The following is a 20194-nucleotide window of genomic DNA, read 5'->3' on the forward strand; positions in this document are numbered from 1 at the left end:
TTTCAGCTCTCGAATTTTAACAAATGCACCGGAATTTCGGCTTGACCCAGAAAAAGTCCGTATCGGAATTTTAACTCCAAGTATTGCCGTAAAAATTCCAAGTAATGCTTTTTGAGGTGAAAATATAGTGTTTTTCACCTCTGTCCATGTCCTCTGATACGTGAAAAAGCGGGTGTCTCATGAAGACCGCCCGCTTTGCTGTTGCAAATATACGGAATTAAAAAGGCAAAAGCAAGAAATGTTAAAAACGGGAAATGTGATTTTTCAGAGGATATCATTCCCGTTTTATTCTGCCGGTGAAGTGTCTCTTTCCATCCTGTTACGCGGAAAATGCTCAAGGACCTGCTGGCGCAGGAAACGCATGTCCAGGTGAGTGTATATTTCAGTGGTGTCGATATTGGCATGTCCGAGCATGGCCTGTATGAAGCGCAGATTGGCACCGCCTTCCAGCATGTGTGTGGCAAAGGTGTGGCGGAACGTATGGGGGCTGATGGTTTTGGCAATGCCCGCTCTTTGGGCAAAAACGCGCAAATTATGAAACACCGTAATGCGCGAAAGGTGCTGCCGCCGTTTCTGGCTGATGAAAACGTAGTCTTCCTCTCCTTGTTTCGGTTCTATTTCCTGACGCGCTTCAAACCAGCATTCCAGTTCGGCGATGGCCTTTTCCGAAATGGGCACAAGGCGCTGTTTGGTCCCTTTGCCTGTCACGCGTATGTAGCGGTCGGAAAGAAACAGGTCAGATAGGCGCAGGTTGCATAATTCGCTCACACGCAGGCCGCAACTGTAAAGCACTTCGATGATGGCGCGGTCGCGCGGTCCGTCGGGGTGAGCCGGATCTACGGCTTCGATGATTGCGTCCACCTCGCTGAGGCTGAGAACTTCGGGCAAATGCTTGCCTATTTGCGGCGAATGGAGTAACTCTGTGGGATCGCGGTCGGTGTAGCCGTCGAGTACGAGAAAACCGTAGAACGATCTTATTCCTGAAGCTATGCGCGCTATCGACCGGGCACCGATACCCATGTCTGCAAGGTGACACATGAAACGGTGCAAATGGTCGAGTCGCACTTCTTCCGGCCGCAGACCTTCGTCATCAAGAAATTCGAAAAAGCGGCGCACATCACGCTCGTAGGCCAGCCGTGTGTTCTCCGACAGCCCCTGCTCAAGAAGCAGATAGACGAGATATTTGCCCAATACTTCCGGATCTTTTTTCTTTTTAAACCAGCGGTCGTATACTTCGGCGTCCAGCCCGCCAGTTTCGGCAGGCTTTGTGCCGGATGCCGGCTGTTTATTATTAATAATGTCGCTATCGTTCATATTACGAGGTTTTTTGTAACTTTGCAGAGCATTTGCAAAAGTAATTATTTCTAAGCGACATTCTGACCGCCACAATGAAGATTTTAATCATGAACGGCCCCAATCTCAATCTGTTGGGTAGCCGTGAACCCGGCATATACGGCGCAGGCACCATGGACGACTGCCTTGAGAGTCTCCGCAGCCGTTATCCTCACATCGAGTTGCTCTACTTCCAGAGCAACGTGGAGGGGTTCCTTATCGACCGACTGCAGGAGGCCGCCCGCGAGGGCGTCGACGGCGTTGTGCTCAACGCAGGGGCCTACACCCATACGTCCGTAGCCCTGCACGATGCCATCCGCTCCATTCATGTACCTGTGGTGGAAATACACATATCCAACGTACACACCCGTGAGGACTTCCGTCGCCACTCCGTAATTGCGCCGGCCTGCCGCGGCGTGATATGCGGTTTCGGACTCGGCTCCTACCGCCTCGGACTGGAAGCGCTCATCGGCTGAACTTCCTGCCGCCTCAGGTCCTACGCAAAGGAAAAGGGATGAGACGTCTCAGGAAAATACAAATTTAAAAATCCAACACAGACCATAATGTATAAGAAAACCAAAATTGTAGCCACAATTTCCGACAACCGCTGCGACATCGGCCTGTTGCGCTCGCTCTATGAGGAAGGCATGAACGTTGTACGCCTCAACACCGCGCATCAGGGGCCGGAGGGAATGAGACGCGTCATCAACAACGTGCGTGAGGTGTCTAGCCACATAGCCGTACTCATCGACACCAAAGGACCCGAAGTGCGTACCACACGGTGTGAACAGCCCATAGAGTTCCTGCGCGACGAATTGGTAGACATTGTGGGCAACCCTGAACTTATCACCACACACGACTGCATAGCCGTAAGCTATCCCGATTTCGTAAACGATCTTCCGGAAGGCGCCCATATACTCATCGACGATGGCGACCTGGGTCTTATCGTTGAAGCCAAAACCGCCGACCGGCTCACCTGCCGCGTGGAGAATGATGCCACACTAGGTTCGCGCAAAAGCGTAAACGTGCCGGGCATACGCATCAATTTGCCGGCGCTCACCGAACGCGACAGAGAGAACATCCGCTTTGCCATCGAAGCGGACATTGCCTTCATAGCCCACTCCTTTGTACGGTCGAAAGACGACATTGCAGCCGTACGCCAAATACTCGACGAGGCCGGCAGCGACATCCGCATCATTGCCAAAATCGAGAATCAGGAGGGCGTGGACAACATCGATGAAATTCTCGAAGCCGCCGATGGCATTATGGTGGCCCGTGGCGACTTGGGCATAGAAGTGCCGCAGGAACTCATTCCCGGCATACAGCACCGTCTGGTGAGCAAGGCTATCCGTGCGCACAAACCGGTCATAGTAGCCACACAGATGCTGCAGAGCATGATACGCAACCCGCGTCCCACACGTACCGAGGTGACCGACATCGCTAATGCTGTGTATTCACATGCCGATGCCCTCATGCTGTCGGGGGAGACGGCCTACGGCGACTACCCCATAGAGGCAGTGCGCGTAATGGCCAAGGTCGCTGTACAGGCTGAGAAAGACAATTACAAATACTTTCAGGACATGGACATTCCGCTGCCCGAACACCCTGACGTAACGGAATTTTTTGCCAAAGAGGCCGTGATGGCTACCAAGCGTATGCGCCTGCGGGCCATCATACTCGACAGCTATACCGGACGGACGGCCCGTTATGTCTCCTCCTACCGCGGCAAACGCATCGTACTGGCCATTTGCTACAAAGCCAAAACTGTGCGCCATCTGGCATTGTCTTACGGTATTTATGCCATATATATGCCCATGAAAAGCTTCGGACACGAATTCCTGCTCGCCGCTTTGCGCAAACTGCTTGCCGACGGCGTCATTCACGAAGACGACCGCATTTGTTATCTTGGCTCGCAGCGCAAGGAGCAGAGTACTTCGTTCATGGAAATGAACATTGTGAAAAATCTCTTCCTGACCGAAGGGGAGGAAGCCTATCATAACTGATGAGCGGGAATAACAGCCCTGTCCGCAGCAGTTATCCTTAAAATCCGGTGTAGAGACAAATACCCGACTGTAAAGGCAATAATCATCTGTTGCGGTGACGGCAGCGACACTCCCGGCCGGTACGCCAAATGTCTTTATCGCCAAATAATTAAATCTCTATTGCCGCTAAAACCTTCCTTACTGCCGTATGACGCTCGATGATTATATTCTTTCGCACATTACTCCCGAAGACGATTATCTGTATCGTCTCTACCGCGCTACGAATCTGCATTTGCTTCGTCCGCGCATGGCATCGGGACACTTGCAGGGGCAGTTGCTGCGCATGCTCACACAAATGATCCGGCCGCGTACAGTGCTTGAAATAGGCACATATTCAGGGTATTCGGCGCTGTGTATGGCATCAGGAATGACGGAGGAAGGATGTCTCTATACTTTTGAAATCAATGATGAACAGGAGGATTTTACACGGCCATGGCTGGAAAACGCCCCTTACGCCCCACGGATAGAAATGATTGTAGGCGATGTGTTCGAACTGCTTCCCGCAATGAATCTGCACTTCGATATGGTGTTTATCGATGCTAACAAACGGCAATATGCCGATTACTACGAGCTTGTGATGCGTTTTTTGAATCCCGGCGGATATATTCTGGCTGACAATACTTTGTGGGACGGTCATGTGGTGGAGCCGGAATATGAAAATGATGCGCAAACACAGGGCATACGCCGTTTTAACCGGCTTGTGGCTGCCGACCCGCGAGTGGAGAATGTCATTCTGCCTTTACGCGACGGCCTGACGGTGATTCGCCACAAGGGAATATAAGTTTCTCTGCAGCCGACTGCCGACATGCGGTTTCCTGAAGAAAAAAGACGATGGAACCGGTAAAATGTCCGTCGTACTGCTCCCTAATATTCATTTATCATATAAAGTAATTATGGAAACAACCAGACAACAGAAAATAGCCCGTTTGATTCAAAAGGAATTGAGCGACATCTTCCAACGCCAGACACAGACGATGCCCGGCGTGCTTGTGAGTGTAAGTGCCGTGCGCATCAGTCCCGATATGAGTGTGTGCCGCGGCTATCTGAGTGTGTTCCCTTCGGAACGCAGTGAGGAAATTGTGCGCAACATCAACAGCAGCGTGCGTGAGTTACGTTATGAACTGGGCACGCGTGTGCGTCATCAGTTGCGTATCATTCCCGAATTGAAGTTCTTTGTTGACGATTCGCTCGACTATATTGACCATATTGACGAGTTGCTCAAAAAGTAAAACAACAACCGGCAACACACTTCCTTTATCATGAGTCTTTCTTTCTTCATGGCGCGGCGTTATCTCTTTTCGAAGAAAAGCCACAGCGCCATCAACATTATCAGCGGCATTTCGGCGCTTGGCATTGCAGTGTCCACCATGGCGCTGGTGTGTGTGCTTTCCGTCTTCAACGGATTTCGCGACCTCATTGGCAGTCTTTATTCGACTTTCGATCCGCAGATAGAAGTGGCGCCGACCAAGGGCAAATTTGTGCCGTCGGCCGATGGAGCGCTGCAGCGTGTGCGTTCTGTGGAAGGAGTGGCTGTGGTCAGCGAAACGCTGGAGGAAGACGCGCTTATTCTCTATAAGGGCAATCCGCTGGTGGTAACCGTAAAGGGAGTGGATGAGAATTTCCGTTCTGTAACGGGAGTGGACAGTATTATTTACAATAAGGATAATGCTCATACCACCTTGCCTGAACTTTCAGCAGCCGGAGTGAATTATGCTGTGCCGGGTTATGGGCTGGCCGCACGTATGGGACTTGACTTCGGCCATTTGCAGATTTGTGCTCCCCGGCGGGGCGAACGTATCAATATGGCTAATCCGGCCGAGAGCTTTAATGTGGATGATATTTTTTCGCAAGGCGTGTTTTTCCAGGTGAATCAGAAACGTTATGACGAGGCTTATCTGCTTACATCCCTGGAGTTTGCACGCAATCTTTTCGAGCAGAAGGATAAAATTTCGGCTTTAGAGGTGCGGCTCAAGCCCGGGGCGGATGTGGAGAACGTGAAGCAACGCATCAGGCAGGCTGTGGGAAAAGCCTATACTGTACGCGACAAGACGGAACAGCATCAGGATATGTTCCGTGTGATGGAGATAGAAAAAATTGTGGCCTTCTCGTTTCTCACGTTCATATTACTCATTGCCTGTTTCAATCTAATCGGTTCAGTGTCAATGCTCATCATTGACAAGCGCGACAATGTGTCGACACTTCGCAGTTTGGGTATGGACGATCGTGCCGTGGCGCGGGTTTTTCTCATAGAGAGCCGGCTCATTACGCTTTTAGGAACAGTTACAGGAATTGTGCTGGGACTGCTGGTGTGCTATTTGCAGCAGACTTTCGGCTTGCTGCGCCTTGGTGGCGATGAGGGGAACTTTATTGTCAACGCTTATCCTGTCAGTATCCATTGGGCAGATGTTCTGCTGGTGTTCGCTACAGTGGTTGCTGTCGGGTTTGTCACCGTGTGGTATCCTGTGCGCTATCTGAGTCGTCGCATATCGTGAGCTGGCGGCAGGTGCCGATTTTCATCGTGTATCATCCGTGAACTTTTATACAGGAAAAGATATCTTTCATTAGATCGGATTTTGTCGGGAACCCGCAAAGGTGCCCGACTTTCTGTTTTTAACAGGAGAGCGATTTATGAAAGTTTATAAATTATTATATTTTCAGTCATGGCAGATAAGATGTTTTCCTGCAAGTGGGAAATAGCACGAAGTGGGCTTACTGCATTTTAAAGACTTGACTGTATATTTTGAAAACCATTACTTGGAATTTAAATTGTAAGTATTGCATTTTAAATTCCAAGTAATGGTTTTTATTTGATAAACCGTTGTTTTTCAAATTGGATATGCCTGGTTTTGCTTGTTGTATGAAAAGAAAAAAGGATGCTTGCGGCTATATGTGCAAACATCCTATGGAGATTTGTCAGCCGACGGGCATCGGCTGTTGATAATGCAAAGTTAAAAACCGAAATTCCGAAAAAGTCGAACGGTAAATTGCCTGCCTGTGCCTTTCAGCGTATCCGGATGACACTGCGACCGCCTGCGGGCTGTTTCACCAAATGGATCTGAGGACTTATTTGAGAACGTATCTGCTCCGTATGACTGATGACTCCGACTTTGCGCCCCTGAGCATTCTCAAGATTGGAGAGTGCCGTCATGACGAGATCAAGCGAGGCATGGTCAAGATTACCGAACCCTTCATCGATGAAGAGGCTGCCGATGGAAAGACTGCCTGTGGAAAGCGAAGCCAGTCCGAGGGCGAGCGCCAGGCTGACCACGAATGTCTCGCCGCCTGAGAGTGAGCTGACGTAGCGATGTTCATCGAACATGTCGCGGTCGATAATTTCGAGAGTCAGGCGTCCAGGCACGTTACGCAACTCATAGCGGGGGGAGAACATCCGTAGTTGTGCGTTGGCATGTTCCACTAGAAAGGCAAAGGTGTAACTTTGGGCCAGTTCGCGGAATTTCTTGCCATCATGGCTTCCCAACAGACTGTCGAGACGGCGCCACTCTTCGCAATCCGTCCGTGCGGTTTCAATCCGTCCGGCATAAGCCGCGGCCTGTTTCAGGCAATTCTCATGAGCCATCAGACGCAAATTGATGTGCGTAAGGCGCTTGTTGGCGTTTTCTGCTTCTGCTTGAAGGCTTTCGAGGGTAGCCGTGAGCGCTTCGCGCGACTCTTCCCCTTCTCCTGTCGGCCGGTGGGTCATGTTGCGCAGACGCTGGAGGGCGTCGCGTGACATTTGCAAGCGGTTGGCCGTTAACGTTACAGTTTCCTTACGCGCGTTGAGGCTCACGCGTAGTGCTTTCCAATCGCGCGTGTCCGCAAAAATCTGTTCCAGTTCGGCAAACTGCATGGGAGAGTGTGAACCGTTAAAACGCAGAATCCACGTGTCCAGTTCAGCTGTCTTCCGGCTGTATTCCGCTTGTGAGTGCAAACGGCTTTCAAGCAAATTACGCTGTGTGCCCTGCTGCAGTCGCAACTTGCCGCCGGTTTCTTCGTGGGCGGCGCGTGCGGCGGTTTCGGCAGCCCGTGCTTTGTCTACTTCCTCTTGCAGGCGGTGTTCTTCTTGTTCCGGCGAACCGTTGCCAAAGAGGCGTGCCAGTTCATCGCGTTTCGTTGCCATCAGGTTTTCCACACAGCTGTGGGCGTCCTGAGCTGCTGACAACAGCCTGCGGGTTTCCGACAGGGTATTTTCACCCAGTTTCACTTCTTCGCGTAATAAGACTTCGGCGTTGCGGTGTTCTTCCACAGCGGCACATGTTTGCTGCCAGTCATGGAAGAGATCTGTGAGGCGCAACCGCAGTTCGTCGGCATTGTTCTTCCACTCCGTAAACCATCCTGACAGCGTCACCATCTGGTCGAGGTCCGCGTAAAGTTCGCCACAGGAGCGGTCGGACAGTTGCATCACACGCTCTGTCTCCTCTTCGGCTGCGGAAGCTATTTTATATTGTGTGCGCAAATCGTCGATATGCGTGCGGTTATCGGCCATTTGCAGTTCCAAGGCGCTTATTTCTTCGTTGAGGCGGTTGATATGCCCCTGATGGAAGTTGAAAGTTTCCAGATCCTTCTCGGCTTCCTTTACCGAACGCATGGTGTTGTCGAGCAACAGACCTATCATCAGGCGGCGTGTGTCGCGCGCCACAGATGGCGAACAGTCAGAAAACGAAGAGTCGAGATGAGCACATGCGGACCATTCCTCGACATCGGCCGCCTGACGGGCTGAACGCGACAAGAGATTGGTACGCTCCGATTCCAGACGTCCTTGTCTTGTGGCATATTCGCGCGTCATGGCTTCAAACGTGGCGCGCTTTTCAGCCAGTTCAGCCGTCGCTTCCTCGTATTCCTTTTCCAAATTAGTGAGTAATTCTCCCAATTCACGCTCCGTCTCCGTATAGTAGGGGTGATGCGTGGCGCCACATACCGGACAGGCAGTGCCCTCCTTCAGACGTTGGCGCAATTGCTTGATATTTTCGCTTTGGCTCAGTGTGAGGGCTACGCTCTGGCGGCGGTGGGCTTCATCAAGCACGGCGAGTTCCCTCTCCATGCGTTCCATATCTTTTTGCAACTGTCCCTGCCGGCTGACAAGACGTCCCACTTCGGCCTCCTTCTCCTCGATTTCCTCATAACCTGACGATATGCGTTGCCATAAAGCTTTGGCCCGTTGCAAAACCAGCAGACGGTTCCGGTTGTCGGCAAAGCGCTGCTGAAGCTGCATGCTGTCAAGTCCCTGATTCATCTGGCGGTGAATAAGCAGTTCGCTTTTGAGAGCTGTCATGCGTGCTTCGTCAGCGTGCAGTTTCTCCTCCACTTTTTCCGAGGCCGCCTTGAGCATTGTCTGTTGCTTTTGCAAGGCTGCATGTTTCTTATGGACTTCTTCGTTACGGCATGTCTCTGCGGTCAGGGCGTTGAGTTTGTCTTTCACAAGATCGAACTTGTCAAACATCATACGATGCACCATGAGCGCCTGCTGACGAAGGAGCGATTTCTCAAGAAGGGCAGCGGTTTTTTCCAACTGCTCTTTCTTTGCCTGCAGCCGTGCGGTATGTTCCTCACCATTGCGCCGGGCAGTCAGAAGTTGTTCTTCTGCACGTTTTAGCTGACCGTCCAGACCGGCTATTTCCCCACAAATGGTATGACCGCGGTTAATGGCAGGTCGTCGGGCCGAAAAAGTACTTTCGGCGTTATACATCTGTTCACGGGCTGATTCAAGCGTCATGGCTGTATGCTGTAGTTGAGCATGCAACTCTTCTATTTGTTTCGCCACCGATACTTCGTTGCGCTTGATGGCTTCGATATCGCCGCGCCGCACGACTATTTCCTGAAAAAGCGGTTGTACGCCCAATACCGCATCGTAGCGTTCGAGCGCTGTCTCTTCGACATTCATCGCCATATAGGCTTTATTCGCTGCCACATATTCCGCTTCGCGTTGCGTCACTTCCGTCCGCGCCGCATCGTAGTCATCGAGCCATTGGAGCTGGCGCCGCACCGTTTCAGTGCGGCCGGCTATGTTTTCGGCCGAAACCGTGATCAGTGAGCGCTCTTCCTCAAGCGCCGTCTTCTCCTCTTCATGCAAGCGGTCGTGAAGTATGCCGCTCACAAGCTGCTCCAGCGCTTTCACTTCGCCTTCGGCCTGTTTGGTCATCTCGTGTATTTTCTGCGAGATGCGGCCGTATATCTCCGTGCCGGTCAGTTTTTCAAGCAGCGATGATTTCTCTTCTCTTTTGGCCCGTAAGAAATTGGCGAAACTGTTTTGTGCGAGCATCACGGTACGTGTGAATTGCATGTAGTCCAGTCCGATGATTTCCGGAATGCGCGAATTTATTTCCTTTTCAGGAAAGTCGGCCTTTCGCGGAGACAATTGCCGCAGGGTACGTACTTGGCGGTCGTAGCTGCCGGTACGCTTGAGACGCACGCTCCATCCGGCTTCATACCGCTCGCCTGAAAGAGTGGCAAAGACTACTTTGGCGTATCCTTCCTTGCAGCCACGCCGTAATATACCGCGCACATCGCCTGCCTGAATGGCCTGCGCCCGGTTCTCAATGCTTTTAACGTCCTCGGCGTTGGCTCTCTCCACACCGTCAAAACGCGGTGCGCGATTGTAGAGTGCCAGGCAAACGGCATCGAGTACGGTTGATTTTCCCGCTCCCGTGTCGCCGGTGATGGCAAACAGACTGGCCGACCGCAAAGGCTCTTGTGTGAAGTCTATGACCTGTTCGCCTTCAAGCGAAGTAAGGTTGCAGATGGTTATTTTCTCTATTTTCATTGTTTGGTAGTCAATTGTTGGATGTGCGATATTCACTCGGCTCCGCTTTCATCAGCGGCTACTGCCTCTTCAGCCTGAAGGAAGCGTTTGAGCATCTCTTCCGTCATTTCTGCGTGATAGCGGTTTTCGAATATGCGCCTTGCCATTTCCTTTGGTAAAATGCTGCGCAGGGTTTTGAGGGATTCGTTTTCTTTTTGCGCCTTGTCGTTTTCCTGCGGCACCTCACGCACCATGCGGCAGAAGTGTACCGCGCGTTCTTCCAGAGCCTGCGCCACTTCGTGCATCAACGATGGTTGCGGCTGCCGTTCCTCGACGCGGATTTCAAGATAAGGCAAAGTGTCGCTGTCGTAGTGTTTCTCACGTTTGGGCAGCGCGGCTATTGCGGCAAACACCTCTTCGGGGGTTGCAGACCCGCGTTCGGGAATGGAGATGAGGCCGCGCAGGGGCGTATGGCAGAGCCTTTTTACGGTTGCCTTGCCGTATTCGTTTATCTCAATCCATTGTACGCCGTGTCGGTAATGTCTTTCTGAAAACGACATGGGCAGCGCACTGCCGGCGTAGTGCATTTCACTTTGCGTATTGCCTACGCGCTGCGCCTTATGAATGTGTCCCAAGGCGGTATAGGCTGCGCCGCAGTCCACCTTTCGGGCTTCCACGCAGTCCTGTCCGCCTACAACGAGCCGTTCGCTGTGTTCGTTGTCGCATACTTCTACGCCGGTGGCATAGAAGTGGGCGGCGGTTATGACAGGAAGTCCTTTGAAAGGGCTTTTCCTCAGGCGCCTGATGAGGTTGTCGAGGAACCAGGCAATGCCTTCCGTGGTTGTGAAACCGGCCGGATAGTCCGCCGGACGCAAATAGGGTACGGCCAGGCAGACGATTTGGGCCTCCGCATCGGTGCGCCGGCTGAGCGGCAACAGGTAGTGGTCGAAGTCCAGCTCACCGGTCGCTTCGTTGCGGCGGATGACGCCGCGTACATAAATGTTGTGAAGGCGCAGGAGTTCGGCCGGTGCCTCAAGCCGTCCTGCCGAGTCGTGGTTGCCGGCAGTGAGGACGATTTGCAGACCTTCCACCCGCCTGGTGGCTTCAAGCAGGAAGTCGTAGAGCTGACGTTCGGCCGCTGCAGGCGGATTGGCCGAGTCGAACACGTCGCCGCTGATGATGAGCGCATCAGGCATTTGCTGTTCCAAAGTATCGAGGAGCCATGCCAGAAAGTGCGCATGTTCGTCGGTGCGGGTATGTCCGTGGAAAGTATTCCCCAGATGCCAGTCGGCCGTATGTATGATTTTCATTGTGTGCTATGTTGTTTTGTGAAGGCAAAATTACAGTTTTTTCCGTAAGGCACAGCGGCGCCGGGGTATAAAAAAGCGACACCCGCTGAGGTGTATTTGTTTTATTTGCCTCAGCGGGTGATTTTCCCTTATAAACTAATATTTGAACACTTATTCCTTAATGTACTCGCTCCAGTCCGTCAGGCGCATGTCGCCTTTCCGGCGGAAGGTGTCGTGCATGGCAAATGCCGCGTTGAGCACATGGTGCGTGTGTCCGCCGTAACGTTCGGCCAGGCGCAGGTAGTCGCGCAGCAAGGGGCGGTAGTCGGGGTGCGCGATCTCCACCAAGGCCCGTGCCTTGTCAGCGGCGCATTTTCCGCGCAAGTCGGCCACGCCGTATTCCGTCACCACGGCGTCCACATAATGCTCCGTGTGGTCCACATGCGAGCAGAAAGGCACGATGCTGCTTATCTTCCCTTCCTTCGTGGTAGAGCCGCAGGTAAAGGTGGAAAGCATGGCATTGCACGTGAAGTCGGCCGATCCTCCCACACCGTTCATCATTTTCGTACCCCCTATCTTCGTGGAGTTCACGTGTCCGTATATGTCCACCTCTATGGCCGTGTTGAGCGAGCAGATGCCCAGACGGGCTATAATTTCAGGACAGTTGGAAATTTCAGACGGCCGGATGAGCAATCTTCCGCGATAATCGTTGATGTTGCTGTAAAGTTCCTGCAGGTGTTCGCTCGAGATGGTGAGCGCGCCTGTTGAGGCCGATACCACGCGTCCTTCGCCGATAAGCCGCAAGGGTTCTTCCTGAAGCACTTCGGTGTAGATGTTGAAGTCGGGCACCTCGCGGCATTCGCCCAGTGCACCCAGAACGGCGTTGGCACCGCTGCCCACACCGCTTTGCAACGTCAGCCGGCGGCCCGATATGTATCCCTGTCGCATGTTGTCCACCAGGAAATCGGCCATGTGCTGCCCTATCCTTTGCGTCACGTCAGTGGCAGGCGTCATGGCCCGTGCCTCGTCCGGCAAGTGGGTGGACACGATGCCGCGTATATGTTCGGGCGACACCTCTATGTAAGGCAGTCCGATAATCTCCACCGGCTGTGTAATGCGTATGGGCGACCGGTACCATGGAGCCTCTATCTCATAAATGTCGTGCATGCCGATGAGTTTGGACGAGTGCCATGAGTTCACCTCTACGAACACGCCTTTCCGGGCCAGATGGCAGATGGTGGGGGCTATGCCGATACCCGCCGTGAGGTAGATGCGCAGTTTGCCCCGCACTTCCTGCACGTCGCAGGCCTCTATGATTCCCCAGTCCACCGGTCCTGTGATGCCTTGCCGCAGAAAAGTGGCATTGTCCGATAGGTTAAGGTCGGTGTAACGCACGCGGCCTGAATTGTAGGCTTTCCGTATTTCCGCATTCACGGAAAAGGGCAGGCGGCGGTCTATGGCGTCGGCTGCCGCCAGTTCGCCATCGCAGCTCGCGCCTATCGAGGCGCCCGTCACCACGTCTACCTTGAAAGGCCTTCCGGCGGCATGTTCCTCACGGGCCCGCGCGGCTATGGCGGGAGGGATACACTTGGGCGCGCCGGCCGGACCGAATCCGCCCACGCCGAGCAATTCTCCGTTGTTGATCATGGCAGCCGCTTCGGCCGCAGTTATTATTTTAGGAATATTCATTGTTTATTCATGTTTTCGGCAAAAATACGAATATTTTTACAATATTCCTAATGAATTGCATGATTTATTGCGTTGAGGCTATGGATGTCCTCATAATTTTTACAGGAAGGAAAAATGTTCCCGCAGGGCATGCCTGATGTCAAAGAAGATAACGAATTTGTTCCCCGGCGGTCGTTTTAACATAATTTGCTTTTGCCCGTAAAATGTCGTATCTTTGTAACAGCGGAGCGGGACTTTTCACGGAGAAGTCCCGCTTTTTCAGTGTTTTTCAAGCCTGTCCGAATGTTTTTCAGCCGTATTTTTTCTTGAAAATCCCCATATTCGAATTTAAATTCCAAGTATTCGAGTTAAAATTCCGATACGGACTTTTTCTCTTTCACTATTTCAAACCTATGTTTTAACACTCCAAAGTGTTGCGGAAAGTTAAATATGTTAAAGTTGAAAAGGGCTTTCTATTGATTACAGAATGGTTGAAAACATTTTCTCGATTGCAGCGGAAGAGCATCCGGCTATATCAATAAAGGAAACGTCTCCGTACAGGCAAGGCGATAGGCCCTCTTTGTACGGAGACGTTTGCCATTTCGTGGGTAAATGGTCCTTATTCTTTGTCTATGAGTTGCCACAACTCCACAAGAGCCATCTGGGCGTCGCGCTCGGCTTCAAGTTGCTGTGTGCGCGCGTTGTAGTAAAAGGAGATTTCCAGCAGATAGTCCAAAAGCGATATCTGTCCCAACTCCAGCGAACGGCGGATCAGATGTGCATTGTCTGCCCGGGCAAGGTCTTCTGTGAGTTTGTCGGCTGTCTGGCGCAGGTTCCGGGCAGAGGCATAGCGCTTCATCAGATTCGTTTCCAGCCGTTTGGCGGCATCAGCGCGTTCCATTTCCGATAGGGCCAGCAGGGCGCGGCTCTCGGCCGTTTTTTTCCGGCTGTTGCCCCACAGGGGTATACTCAGCCCGATGGTCACGCCGCTGTGTCTCTCGCCTTTGATGTACTCACCGGTGTAGCCTACCGAAAGGTTGGGAAGTCCTTCTGTGCGGGTCAGACGCAGGCGGTCGTGCTCCTGGCGGATGGCGGCGTCGGCCGCTGCCAGTTCCGGACTGGCGGTTTCGATGTCTGAGCGCAGTTCGTCCAGTGGGGGTAGGGCGGGAACGGCGTACACGGTGTCGTTCCACGCCAAGTCCGCTTTGCCTCCTAGACGGTTAAGGTCGAATTGTAACGACTGCCGCTCGGACAGGGCGCGCTTCAGCTCCGTTTGCGCCAAAGTGGTGTTAAGGCGTATTTTGTTGAGGTCAATGGCGTTGAGGTCGCCACGCTCATAGCGTTTGCTGCATAGCGACATGACTTCCTGAGCCACGGCGAGGCGCCGCTTCAGTTCGTCGCACAGGAGATTGTAATAAGTCAGGTTGACGATAATGCGGTCGGCTTCCGCCAGCATGTCGCGCAGACTGATGCGGTAGTCCTGTTCCAGTTTGCCGGCACCGCTTTGTGCCAGCCGGCGACGCCGGCCTGTCAGGACTCCCCAGTCGAGTTGCTGTGTCACGTCAACGCCTTTTACGGCCGGAACTCCGGCCGGCGCGCCCCATTTGTAGGAGAATCCCACTTCGGGATCGGGGAGGCGGAGCGAGGTTTCCATACCCGCCTTTCCGGCCTCCACTCCCTGGCGCAAGGCGCGCAGGGTGGTGTTGCCTTTCACTATGCTGTCGAGCAGCGCGGAACGGCGCTCTGCAACGCCGCTTTGGGCTGCCGAGAGCATTGGCAGGCAAAGAAGAGCGGACAATATATATAAGTGTCGTTTCATTTTCATCGGATAATATGATTTTATTCGTCTCCGCCTATGGCGGTCTTGCTGCAATAGCGCAGGTAAATGACGGGAATTACTATCAGGTTGAGCAGCGTGCTGGTGAAAAGTCCGCCGAGCATGACCGTAGCCATAGGACTTTGTATTTCGTTGCCCGGAAGGTCGTGCCCTATCACTAACGGTATGAGAGCCAAACCGCTGGTAAGTGCTGTCATGAGGATGGGAAGAAGTCGGTCCGTAGAACCGCCGAGCACACTTTCTTCAGGAGATACGCCCCTGCGCCGCAATTCGTTATAACGGTCTACGAGGAGCATGCCGCCGCGCGTGGCTATGCCGAAGAGCGATATAAAGCCGATGATGGCCGGAATACTTATGACGCTGCCCGTCACAAGCAGCGACAGTATGCCGCCGGTCAGAGCCAGGGGCAGATTGAGTAACACGACAACGGACTGGCGCCAGGAACGGAACTGGAAGAACAGCAGCAGAAGGATGACCACAACGCTCACTACGGAAAGGAAAAGCAGCGTGCGCGAGGCAGAGGCTTCGCTTTCAAACTGGCCGCCATACTCCACGTGGTAGTCCTGCGGCAACTTTACTTTCGTGTCTATTCTTTGTCTGATGTCAGCCACGACGGAACTCATGTCTCGTCCGGCCACGTTGGCGGATACTACGATTCTGCGGCGGGCGTTCTCGCGGTTAATCGTGTTGGGACCTGATGTGGAACGGATGTCGGCCACTTCTTCAAGAGGTACATGTTGTCCGTCGGCAGTGGAAATGAGCAGTCCTTTCACCCGTTCGATGCTTTGCCTGTCGTTGTCGCTCACCTTTACAGTAAGGTCAAACGTTTTCCCGCCTTCATTGATTTGCGATACCACCTCGCCGGCCAAGGCCGCCCGCACGTACTGTGAGAATTCCGGTAAGGTTATCCCCATCCGGGCAAGGAGCTGGCGGCGCGGACTGATAGTAAGTTGAGGCCGCTCCACCTGCTGTTCCACATTAAGGTCGGCTATGCCTTTCACATCCGCTATGGCTTTTTTAATTTCGCTGCCCAAACTGTAAAGGCGGTTAAGGTCCGTGCCGAACACCTTTATCGCTATATTGGCGCGTGTGCCCGAAAGCATGGCATCGATACGATGGGAAATGGGCTGTCCTATTTCTATATTGACTCCCGAAAGAATGGAAAGTTTCTGACGTATGTCATTCATGATTTCCTCTTTCGAACGTCCCTGCAGTTCAAACGGAACTTCCATCTCACTGGTGTTTACACCGAGCGCATGCTCGTCAAGTTCGGCACGTCCCGTTTTCCGGGCCACGTCCCTTACTTCAGGAATAGTCAGCAACAGCTGTTCGGCACGCCGGCCTATGCTGTCACTTTCGTCAAGTGAAATACCGGGCAGTGTGCTTACATTTATCGTGAATGAGCCTTCGTTGAACGGCGGAAGGAAGGAGCGCCCTATCAGAAAGAAGCCCGAGAGCGTCAATATGAAAAGTACAGCTACGCCCACACTTATGAGGCGGCTGCAGTGGAGTACCTTCCGCAGCAACACGGCGTAACCCTTTTTCATGCGTTCTACCCAGCGCGGTGTTTTCAACTCTTTCTTTTGGTCGCCAAGTAAATAGCTGCACAACACGGGAGTAAGCGTCAGCGCCACAAGCGTGGAAGCGAAAAGCGATACAATGAATGCGACGCCTAGGGGTACGAGCATGCGCCCTTCCAGGCCCGACAGGAAGAAGAGAGGTAGAAAGCTTACCACTATGATGAGCGTGGAGTTAAGAATAGGCATGCGCACTTCACATGAAGCCTCCTTCACCACGCTGATCAAAGGCCGGCGTTCGTTTTCCGGTAACTGGCGGTTGGCGCGTAGCCTTTTAAATACGTTTTCTACATCCACAATGGCGTCGTCGACTAACGATCCTATGGCGATGGCCATACCTCCGATGCTCATCGTATTGATGGTCAGCCCCATGAGCTTTAATGCGATGATCGAGACTAGGAGCGAGAGCGGAATAGTTAGGAGTGATATGAACGTGGTGCGGGCGTTCATGAGGAAAATAAAAAGCACGAGTACGACGAATATACCTCCTTCGATGAGCGACTTTTGGATATTGGAGATCGAAGAGTCGATGAAAGATTGCTGGCGGTAGAGCTGTGTATTCACCTTGACATCTGCCGGCAGCGATACGCGGAGCGCGGCCATGGTGCTGTCGAGTTGTTCGGTCAGTTCAAGTGTGCTTGTGGCGGGCTGTTTTGTTACGGTGAGCAATACGCCCGGTTTGCCCGATATGGAAGCTAGTCCTATGCGCGGGGCTTTTGTGGCGAGCCGCACATCGGCCACATCGGCCAGAACTACCGGCTGTCCATTGCTGTTCTGCTTGATGACAGCCTGAGCCATGTCTGCGGCTTCGGTAGTGGAGAGCAGCCCGCGGACAATGTATTCATTGCCATATTCATAGAGTACGCCACCGTTGGTGTTGCGTGTCATTTGTTGTGTGGCGTTGAGTATTTCCGTGAGGCTTATACCGAAACGGCGCATGCGCTCGGGATGGAATTGTATTTGGTATTCCCGTATGTCGCCGCCCATAACGGTGACCTGTGCCACACCGCCTGTTGATAGCAGCCGCGGACGAACGGTCCAGTCGGCTAGGGTGCGCAAGTCAGTCTGTGACGTTGAGTCGGCCGTGAGTCCGATGAACATGACTTCGCCCATGATTGATGACTGTGGTCCCAGTGTGGGTTGACCCACACCGTCGGGCATATCATCGGCCAGGGTCGATAATTTTTCAGAGACTATCTGCCGGTCTCTGTAGATGTCTGTTCCCCAGTCGAATTCCACCCATACTACGGAGAATCCGTTGGTGGATGAGGAACGTACGCGGCGTACGTCGGTAGCGCCGTTGACGGCGGTTTCGATGGGGAAGGTGACGAGGCGCTCCACCTCTTCGGCGGCCATTCCGCCTGCTTCGGTCATCACTACCACAGTGGGGGCGTTGAGGTCGGGAAAGACATCGACTTCCATGCGCCACGCCGTCCAGCAACCGGCGATGAGCAGTAATATGGTTGCCGGGAGGATGATGAGACGGTTCTTCAGGGAGAAGGATATGATTTTGTTGAGCATCACATTTTTCTTTTGATGATTACACTTTCGGATGTCAGTGACTGTGCCCGTGGCCTTCGGGTATGGTGCCGGCACTGGCTGCAAGTTTCACCTGTGTCACACCGTGTGTCACCACCTTGTCGCCGGCTTTGAGTCCTGAGGTTATTTCAACGCGTGTCCCGTCGGAGGCCCCGCACGTTACTTCCTGTTTGAGGTAGGAGTGGCCGGAATGCTGAAGGTAGACGTAAAAGATGCCTTGCTCTTCGGTAAGTGCCGCTGAGGGGACGCTGATGACATTCCGGCGTGTGTTGCCTAGAAGGTAGACTTCAGCGTAACTGCCCGCCACGATGTTGCCTACGTTGTCAAACTCGAAGATTACGGGCACGAAGAAGTCTGCCGCATCCGCTGCCTGACCTTTTGAAACCAGACGGCCGTTCATGTTTGAGAGGCTGTAGGATGTTGCGTTTTCCGCGTATGCCGGTCTGAAACTGGCACTTTTGATTTGTGGCAGGAAGTTGTAGAAACGTTCGGGCAGTTCGGCGCGGAGTTGCAGGCGGCGGCTTTGCGTGATGGTGGCCAGGGCTTGTCCGGCATTCACGTAGTCTCCGTCCTTCACCATGACATTCTTTATGTATCCGCCCGCAGGTGCGGTCACCGCGCGTGTTTGGTTGCCACCTCCCAGACTGGCCGTTGTGGTGCGTGCCGTTTCATAGCGTTGCCGCGCCTCGTCAAGTTCGCGTGCCGTTACCAGCCGGTCTTCTGCCAGAAGTTTCATGCGTTCGTAATTGGCTTTTGCGGTTTCCAGTTCCGCTTTTGCGGCGGCGGCGGGGTTGCCGTCGGCCATTTGTGCGGCCGAAACGGTGAATAGCGGCTGTCCTCGTCTGACGGGAGCCCCGTCGGTGAGCGGCGTTGCGGGCAGGCTTACAATGCCGGCCATGGTTGCAGTAACGGTCGCTTCGGTGCCTTGGGCCGGCAATATACGGCCGCTCACTTCCACAACCTCTGAGAAATCGCCTTTCTGTACCGTTTCGACAGTCAGGCCGGCCGCTTTGGCTTTTTCCTCAGAGAAAAGGATTTCGTCTTCGCCATGTGCGTGTTCCTTTTTCTCTTCATCGGGTTTGTCATGGCCTTTATGGCCGGCGTGGTCGCATCCGGCAACAGTCAGGGCTGCGGAAATGACGAGCCACAAGAGATAGAATGAATGTTTCATGTTGAGTCTTTTATTAGGAGAATAGGGGGATTTATGACCATGACAAACGAAACCGGCAACCGGTAAGCCGGTATGGCCCGTATCCGTTGTAATGGCGTGGGAAATAGGAGTGAAGCCGGAAAACTGAAACTTTCCGGTTCTGAAAAAACAATTAATGAGGGGATTTATAAAGAAGGAGGACCTCTCAGAGCATCTGCCGGCGCCAACCGACTGTTCAGCCTGTAAAAGGGTATAGGCTCCAGCCGTTCTGAACAGTGGCGGATAAGTGGTGGCAACGTTGCCCCCTCGCCAGCCATGGCCATTGGCGGCAATACCATCTGCCCGTCGGCCTTTTTACCCGTTATGGCAGATTGGCGCGCCATTTTCAGGCTGCATTGTCCGTGGTCTTTCTCCTTGGAGCCGGTGTGGCCGGGAACCTCTTCCTCGCCGTGCTGCCGGTTGTCACACAACTCCGTACCGAAGCAAACTTCATCGCCATGGTGGTGATGAGGCCAAAGAGTGGCCGTCATGACAAGGATAACGGCCGATAGCACATGGAATATGTTGCAGCGGCTATGCGTCATTTTAAAATATTACAGCGATGAGGGAAGCGGGACCTCATAGAGCATCCGGTTCGTGGTTGCGTCCCGCATGAAGTTTTCTTTGATTTGCAAAATTAAAAAATATCTCTTGCAAACAGGTTGCAAAAATCTTAAATTAATGCAAATCGGAAGAACTGTTTGGCCACATTGGCCTTTGTCTGTGATTTTAACACAATTTGCTTTCCGCCGGAAAATGTCGTATCTTTGTAACAGCGGGGCGGGACTCTTCACGGAGAAGTCCCGCTTTTTCAGTGTTTTTCAGCCGGAATAAAAGAGAAAACCGGCGTATTTCTTCCCGAAAATCCCCGTATTCGAATTCAAAATCCCCGTATACGTGTTAAAATTCCGATACGGACTTTTTCTTCTGCACTACTTACAACCTATGTTTTAACACTCGGAATTGTTGCGGAAAGTTAAATATG

The 20194-nt window shown here is 52.9% G+C and carries 13 protein-coding genes; 5 read left to right on the forward strand and 8 right to left on the reverse strand.

From position 1 onward, the window contains the following. Positions 1-285: 285 nt before the first annotated feature. Positions 286-1314: a site-specific tyrosine recombinase/integron integrase gene (gene xerA / locus C5S62_RS11505; RefSeq protein WP_104405523.1), complete on the reverse strand. Its 1029-nt coding sequence runs from the start codon at positions 1312-1314 to the stop codon at positions 286-288. Between the two features lie 74 nt (positions 1315-1388). Between xerA and aroQ the strand changes: the two genes are divergently transcribed. The 5 genes from aroQ (at position 1389) to C5S62_RS11530 (ending at position 5866) form a co-directional block, all read left to right on the forward strand. After that, a complete protein-coding gene (aroQ, locus tag C5S62_RS11510) occupies positions 1389-1808 on the forward strand; it encodes a type II 3-dehydroquinate dehydratase (RefSeq protein WP_104405524.1) in 420 nt (139 codons plus the stop codon). Between the two features lie 84 nt (positions 1809-1892). Further along, entirely contained in the window at positions 1893-3335 is a 1443-nt protein-coding gene (pyk, locus tag C5S62_RS11515) for a pyruvate kinase (RefSeq protein ID WP_104405525.1), read from the forward strand. Between the two features lie 187 nt (positions 3336-3522). After that, on the forward strand, positions 3523-4155 hold the full coding sequence (locus C5S62_RS11520) for an O-methyltransferase (RefSeq protein ID WP_104405526.1): 633 nt from the start codon (positions 3523-3525) through the stop codon (positions 4153-4155). A 112-nt stretch (positions 4156-4267) separates the two neighbouring features. Beyond that, the gene (gene rbfA, locus C5S62_RS11525; protein WP_104405535.1) at positions 4268-4603 is read left to right on the forward strand and encodes a 30S ribosome-binding factor RbfA; all 336 of its coding nucleotides are present in this window, start codon (positions 4268-4270) and stop codon (positions 4601-4603) included. A gap of 30 nt (positions 4604-4633) precedes the next feature. Beyond that, positions 4634-5866: an FtsX-like permease family protein gene (locus C5S62_RS11530; RefSeq protein ID WP_104405527.1), complete on the forward strand. Its 1233-nt coding sequence runs from the start codon at positions 4634-4636 to the stop codon at positions 5864-5866. Between the two features lie 509 nt (positions 5867-6375). Here C5S62_RS11530 and C5S62_RS11535 read toward each other — a convergent pair. The 7 genes from C5S62_RS11535 to C5S62_RS13335 form a co-directional block, all read right to left on the reverse strand. After that, positions 6376-10131 carry an AAA family ATPase gene (locus C5S62_RS11535; RefSeq protein ID WP_104405528.1) on the reverse strand — a complete coding sequence of 1252 codons (3756 nt, stop codon included), beginning with the start codon at positions 10129-10131 and terminating at the stop codon, positions 6376-6378. A gap of 32 nt (positions 10132-10163) precedes the next feature. Next, positions 10164-11420: an exonuclease SbcCD subunit D gene (locus C5S62_RS11540; protein ID WP_104405529.1), complete on the reverse strand. Its 1257-nt coding sequence runs from the start codon at positions 11418-11420 to the stop codon at positions 10164-10166. Positions 11421-11570: 150 nt separating this feature from the next. After that, positions 11571-13088 (reverse strand): acetyl-CoA hydrolase/transferase C-terminal domain-containing protein, encoded by a 1518-nt coding sequence (locus C5S62_RS11545; protein ID WP_104405530.1) that lies wholly within the window; start codon positions 13086-13088, stop codon positions 11571-11573. Positions 13089-13686: 598 nt separating this feature from the next. Beyond that, positions 13687-14886 (reverse strand): TolC family protein, encoded by a 1200-nt coding sequence (locus C5S62_RS11550; RefSeq protein ID WP_172486219.1) that lies wholly within the window; start codon positions 14884-14886, stop codon positions 13687-13689. Positions 14887-14906: 20 nt separating this feature from the next. Beyond that, the gene (locus C5S62_RS11555; protein WP_104405532.1) at positions 14907-18002 is read right to left on the reverse strand and encodes an efflux RND transporter permease subunit; all 3096 of its coding nucleotides are present in this window, start codon (positions 18000-18002) and stop codon (positions 14907-14909) included. Positions 18003-18036: 34 nt separating this feature from the next. Then, positions 18037-19191, reverse strand: coding sequence for an efflux RND transporter periplasmic adaptor subunit (locus tag C5S62_RS11560; RefSeq protein ID WP_104405533.1), 1155 nt, complete (start codon positions 19189-19191; stop codon positions 18037-18039). Positions 19192-19355: 164 nt separating this feature from the next. Further along, entirely contained in the window at positions 19356-19754 is a 399-nt protein-coding gene (locus C5S62_RS13335) for a hypothetical protein (RefSeq protein WP_133159588.1), read from the reverse strand. Positions 19755-20194 lie beyond the last annotated feature (440 nt).

Source organism: Prevotella sp. MGM2, assembly GCF_002933955.1.
Classification (GTDB): domain Bacteria; phylum Bacteroidota; class Bacteroidia; order Bacteroidales; family Bacteroidaceae; genus Alloprevotella.